The organism is Acidocella sp. (assembly GCF_036489515.1).
Classification (GTDB): Bacteria; Pseudomonadota; Alphaproteobacteria; order Acetobacterales; family Acetobacteraceae; genus Acidocella.
On sequence record NZ_DASXFO010000086.1, the window covers coordinates 1 to 4,960 of the forward strand.

Here is a 4,960-nt window from a genome sequence, read left to right on the forward strand (position 1 = left end):
GCTTGGACAACGCTAACGCGTTGCCCACATACCCACAGCCACAACAGCAGCAAGCAGCTTAATTTTTATGAAAGATGGAACGGCACCGACCCCACCTTAATCCCAGTCGGAAGTGGTCCTCACTACGGGGGCCAGCTCAGGCTTCCGAGATCAACTCGCCGAGCAATTGCCGATTCATGGTTGTTTCTCCCTGTTATTTATTTTGTGGCCGTTTTTCTTGGTGGAGCGATGGCGCAGAGGAAGGCTTCTTTTTGTGAGCAAAAAGAAGCAAAAAACTTTGTTAACGCTGGGCCGTGGGCGTGTAGCTGACAATAGCCTCTGGCCCAGCGGAGCAGAAGTTTTTGCGCCGCTTTTTTCAAAAAGCGGCTGCTTTCCTCTATCAGTCTACCCAGGCGAAGGAACGCTGCACCGCCTTCTTCCAGGATTTGTAGTGATGGGCGCGCTTTTCTTCCGCCATGGAAGGAGTCCAGGTCTTATCCACGCCCCAATTGGCGCGCAGGTCGTCGGTGTTGCGCCAGTAGCCCACCGCGAGGCCGGCGGCGTAGGCGGCGCCCAAGGCGGTCGTTTCGCTGACCTTGGGCCGGATGACTGGCGTGCCCAGCATATCCGCCTGGAATTGCATGAGCAGTTCGTTGGCGACCATGCCACCATCGGTCTTCAGCGCGGCGAGCTTGATGCCGCTGTCTTCCTGCATCGCCTCGAGGACGTCACGCACCTGGTAGGCGGTGGCTTCGAGGGCCGCGCGGGCGAGATGCGCGCGCGTCGCGTAGCGGGTGAGGCCGGCGATGACGCCGCGCGCGTCGTCCTTCCAATAGGGCGCGTACAGGCCGGAGAAGGCGGGCACGATGTAGACGTCGCCATTATCCTCGACGCTGCGCGCCAGCGGTTCGATCTGTGCGGCGACGTCGAAGAGTTTCATGTTGTCGCGCAGCCATTGCACCAGCGCGCCGGTGATCGCGATCGCCCCTTCCAGCGCGTAATGCGGCGGCTCGTCGCCAAACTGGTAGGCCAGTGTGGTGAGCAGCCCGGCTTTTGATTGCACCGGCTCCTTGCCGGTGTTCATCAGCATAAAGGAGCCGGTGCCGTAAGTGTTCTTGGCTTCGCCGGCTGAGAAGCAGGTCTGGCCGACCAGGGCGGCCTGCTGGTCGCCGAGAATGCCGGCGAGTTTCGTGCCGCGCAGCGGGTTTGAGACAATCTCGCCATAGACTCTCGAGGAGGACACGATTTTCGGCAGGCAGGCGGCGGGGATGTTGAACGCACGCAGCATGTCCTGGTCCCAGGCGCAGGAGGCAAGATCCATGAGCATGGTGCGGCTGGCGTTCGTGACATCCGTGAGGTGCAGGCCGCCGGTCAAATTCCAGGTCAGCCAGCTGTCGACGGTGCCGAACAGCGCGTCGCCGGCTTCGACTTTCTCGCGCGCGCCGTCGACGTTTTCCAGAATCCAGCGGAGCTTGAGGCCGGAGAAATAGGTGGCGAGCGGCAGGCCGGTTTTAGCGCGGAAACGGTCCTGGCCGCCGTCGCGCATGAAATGGTGCACGATCTGGTCGGTGCGCGTGTCCATCCAGACCAGCGCGTTGCAGAGCGGCTGGCCGGTATGCCGATCCCAGAGCACGGTGGTTTCACGTTGGTTGGTGATGCCGACCGCGGCGAGGTCGGAAGCGGTGAGGTTGGCGCGGGCCAGGGCCGCGCCGATCACCTCATTCGTATTGGCGAGGATTTCCATGGGGTCGTGTTCGACCCAGCCCGGCTTTGGATAGATCTGCCGGTGTTCCTTTTGCGCGACGGAAACCACGTTGCCGCGTTTGTCGAACAAGATGAAACGCGAACTGGTGGTGCCCTGGTCGATGGCGCCGACATATTGGCTCATTTTTTCCTCCGGTTTTTTGTTGTTATCAGCCAGCCTGGTGAAACTGTCTCGCGAAAGGCTCCGCCCGTTCCGGCGTTTTCAGATAGGCGGCGAGGCGCTCGGCGGTGCCGTCCGGCACGTGCAGCGCGAGTTTCGAGCGGCGCCACAAGATATCTTCCGGCGTGCGTGCCCATTCCTGCGCGACCAGATAGTCGATTTCGGCGGTGGTGAGATGACCGCCGAGATCCTCGCCGAGATCGGCGAGTATTTCTGCTCCGCCCAGAATGGTTTCGGCGCGCGTGCCGTAGGCGCGGACCAGCCGCTGCAGCAGGTGCTGCGGCAGGAGCGGAAATTTGGCGGTGATGGTGGCGAGATAGGCGGCAAAATCCGCGGGCATGTCGCCGCCGGGTAGCGGCACTTGCGCGGTCCAGCCGGCGCCGGCGGGGCGGCCCATAAGGGGCAGAAGCTTTTCCAGCGCGTGTTCGGCGAGTTTGCGGTAGGTGGTGATTTTGCCGCCGAACACCGAGAGCAAAGCCGGGCGGCCGGCGCCGCCTTCGGCCTCCAGAACGTAGTCGCGCGTCACGGCTGCGGCGTTTTCGGCATGGTCGTCGTAGAGCGGGCGGACGCCGGCATAACTGCGCACCACATCCGCCGGTGTGACCTCGGTGCGGAAATAGCGGGAGACGCTGTCGCAAAGATATTTTGTCTCCTCCGCCGAAATTTTCACGTCACCAGGATCGTCTTCGTATGGGATGTCAGTGGTGCCGATCAGAGTAAAATTCTGTTCGTAGGGAATGACGAAGACGATGCGTCCGTCCGTATTTTGCAGGATGAAGGCATGTTCGCCTTCGTACAGGCGCGGAACGATGATGTGGCTGCCTTTGACCATCCGGACGGTCTTGCCGCCGGTGCGGCCCAGCCTGTCGGCAAGAATCTCGCCCACCCAGGGGCCGGCGGCATTGACGATGGCGCGTGCCGTGATCGTTTCGTGCGGGCCGTTTTCGGTTTGCAACGTGGCATGCCAGAGCGCGCCCTCCGACTGGGCGGAGACTAGGCGCGTGCGGGTGCGGATCACGGCGCCGCGTTCGGCGGCGTCCAGCGCGTTCAGCACCACCAGCCGGCTGTCTTCGACCCAGCAATCGGCATAGGTGAAGCCGCGGCGATAGGCCGGTTTGAGAGTCGCCGCCGCGGGGTGCGGACCGAACCGCACCGCGCGGGAGGCCGGCAGGCGCTGGCGCCGGGCGAGATGGTCGTACAGGAACAGGCCGGCGCGAATCATCCAGGCCGGGCGCTGCTCGGGTGAATGCGGGAGCACGAATTCCAGCGGCCAGATGATGTGCGGGGCGATGGCCAGCAGGCGCTCGCGCTCGCGCAGCGCTTCGCGGACCAGGCGGAATTCATAATATTCCAAGTAGCGCAGCCCGCCATGGACCAGCTTGGTGCTGGCGGATGAGGTGTGCGCGGCAAGGTCGTGCTGCTCAACCAGCAGCACCGAAAGCCCACGCCCCGCGGCATCGCGCGCGATGCCGGCACCATTGATGCCGCCGCCGACGATTAACAGGTCAACAGGGTTACTAGAGTTTATCCCGGTCATGACGATGCCAGTTTCCCCATCTGCTCGGTGTGCGATTGTAGCGCGAGCGTCAATTTTCGTAAACGAAAATTTTCCGTCAAGAATTGTGCTAAATCAAACGCACTTTTAAAAATATTTTCGTACGGTGACATTAGCGCGAAAAGGAAGGCTTCTTTTTGTGAACAAAAAGAAGCAAAAAAACTTTGTTAATGCTGGGCCATGGGCGTTGTCGGTGACAGTGCCCATGGCCCCAGCATCGCCAAAAGTTTTTGCGCCGCTTTTTTCAAAAAGCGGCCGCTTTACGCGGGGAAGGGACCAAATCATTGTCTGAGACGCAGGGGAACGAGCAGCGGCGCTTGCGCATCGTTGAAATGGTCAGCCGGCAAGGGTTTCTGACAATGGAGGCACTCGCCCACCATTTCGGTGTGACCGTGCAGACCATCCGGCGCGACGTGAACACGCTCGCGACCGAAGGACGGCTGTCGCGCTATCGCGGCGGCGCCGGACTCGCCTCGTCGATCGAGAACATGGAATATCACCGCCGTCAGGTGGTGAATCTGGCGGCCAAGCAGGGGATCGCGCATGAGGTCGCGAGCGACGTGCCGGACCACTCTTCGCTATTCATCAATATTGGCACGACAACCGAGCAGGCAGCGCGCGCGCTGCTGGCGCATCGCGACCTGCAGGTCATCACCAACAACCTCAATGTCGCGCGAATCTTGAGCGAAAACCCGAATTTTTCGATCGTCATGGCGGGCGGCAAGGTGCGCAACCGCGACGGCGCCGTGACCGGCCAGCCGACGGTGCGGACATTCGAGCAATATCGGGCGGATATCGGGATCATCGGCATTTCCGGCATCGACCTGGATGGCGGGTTATTCGATTTTGATCTGGACGAGGTGCTGTGCGCGCAGGCGATCATCCGCAATTCGCGCCGGGTGTTTTTGCTGGCGGATGGCTCGAAATTCGGGCGGCCGGCCTTGGTGAAAGTGGGGAACATCACGGAGATCTCGGCGCTTTATACGGACGCGCCGCCGCCGGAGCCGATCGGCGCGATGCTCGAACAGGCCGGCATCGTCGTGAGGATTTCGGCATAGAAGAAGGGGCCCCTTTTTCGATCAAAAGCGGCGCAAAAACTTTTATTCCGCTGGGCCATGGGGGTGTCGGCGACGACGCCTATGGCCCCGGAGTGGAAGAGTTTTGGCGGGTTCATCCAGGTAGGCCAGCAGCGAGCGGGTCATGACGAGCCCATAAACAGGTTTGCTGCGGCCGGCCCCGTTAGCCTGACCGTTTTGGTATTGAAATATTCATCGACAGTGCGAATTCACCTTCCCTACTACCGGTTGCAGCGATACTCTGCCTTGGACCGGGACGGACGCAACGTCTCTCTGGGATTAAAAACGCTATTATGCACTTGACGTACCACGCCAAAAACGTTACTAAAGTGGCATGACATACGACCTTACAAACCCGATCTACAACGACGAAGAAGCTGCCCGTAAGCACTTTGAGGCCATCCGTTGGCCAGAAGGTACGGTCTG

4 protein-coding genes are annotated in these 4,960 nt (G+C 61.0%); 2 read left to right on the forward strand and 2 right to left on the reverse strand.

The window, feature by feature from the left end; genetic code table 11:
• Nucleotides 1–309, forward strand: a 309-nt coding sequence (locus VGG47_RS12570; RefSeq protein WP_331539063.1) for a hypothetical protein, incomplete at its 5' end; no start/stop codon positions are given.
• Between the two features lie 70 nt (nt 310–379).
• Here the strand turns inward: VGG47_RS12570 and glpK are convergent.
• Together glpK and glpD are read right to left on the reverse strand one after the other, a co-directional pair.
• Nucleotides 380–1,867, reverse strand: a complete 1,488-nt coding sequence (gene glpK / locus VGG47_RS12575) for a glycerol kinase GlpK (protein ID WP_331539065.1) — start codon at nt 1,865–1,867, stop codon at nt 380–382.
• A 25-nt stretch (nt 1,868–1,892) separates the two neighbouring features.
• Nucleotides 1,893–3,440: a glycerol-3-phosphate dehydrogenase gene (glpD, locus tag VGG47_RS12580; RefSeq protein WP_331539067.1), complete on the reverse strand. Its 1,548-nt coding sequence runs from the start codon at nt 3,438–3,440 to the stop codon at nt 1,893–1,895.
• 302 nt (nt 3,441–3,742) lie between these two features.
• Between glpD and VGG47_RS12585 the strand changes: the two genes are divergently transcribed.
• Nucleotides 3,743–4,516, forward strand: a complete 774-nt coding sequence (locus VGG47_RS12585; protein WP_331539069.1) for a DeoR/GlpR family DNA-binding transcription regulator — start codon at nt 3,743–3,745, stop codon at nt 4,514–4,516.
• The last annotated feature ends 444 nt before the right edge of the window (nt 4,517–4,960 follow it).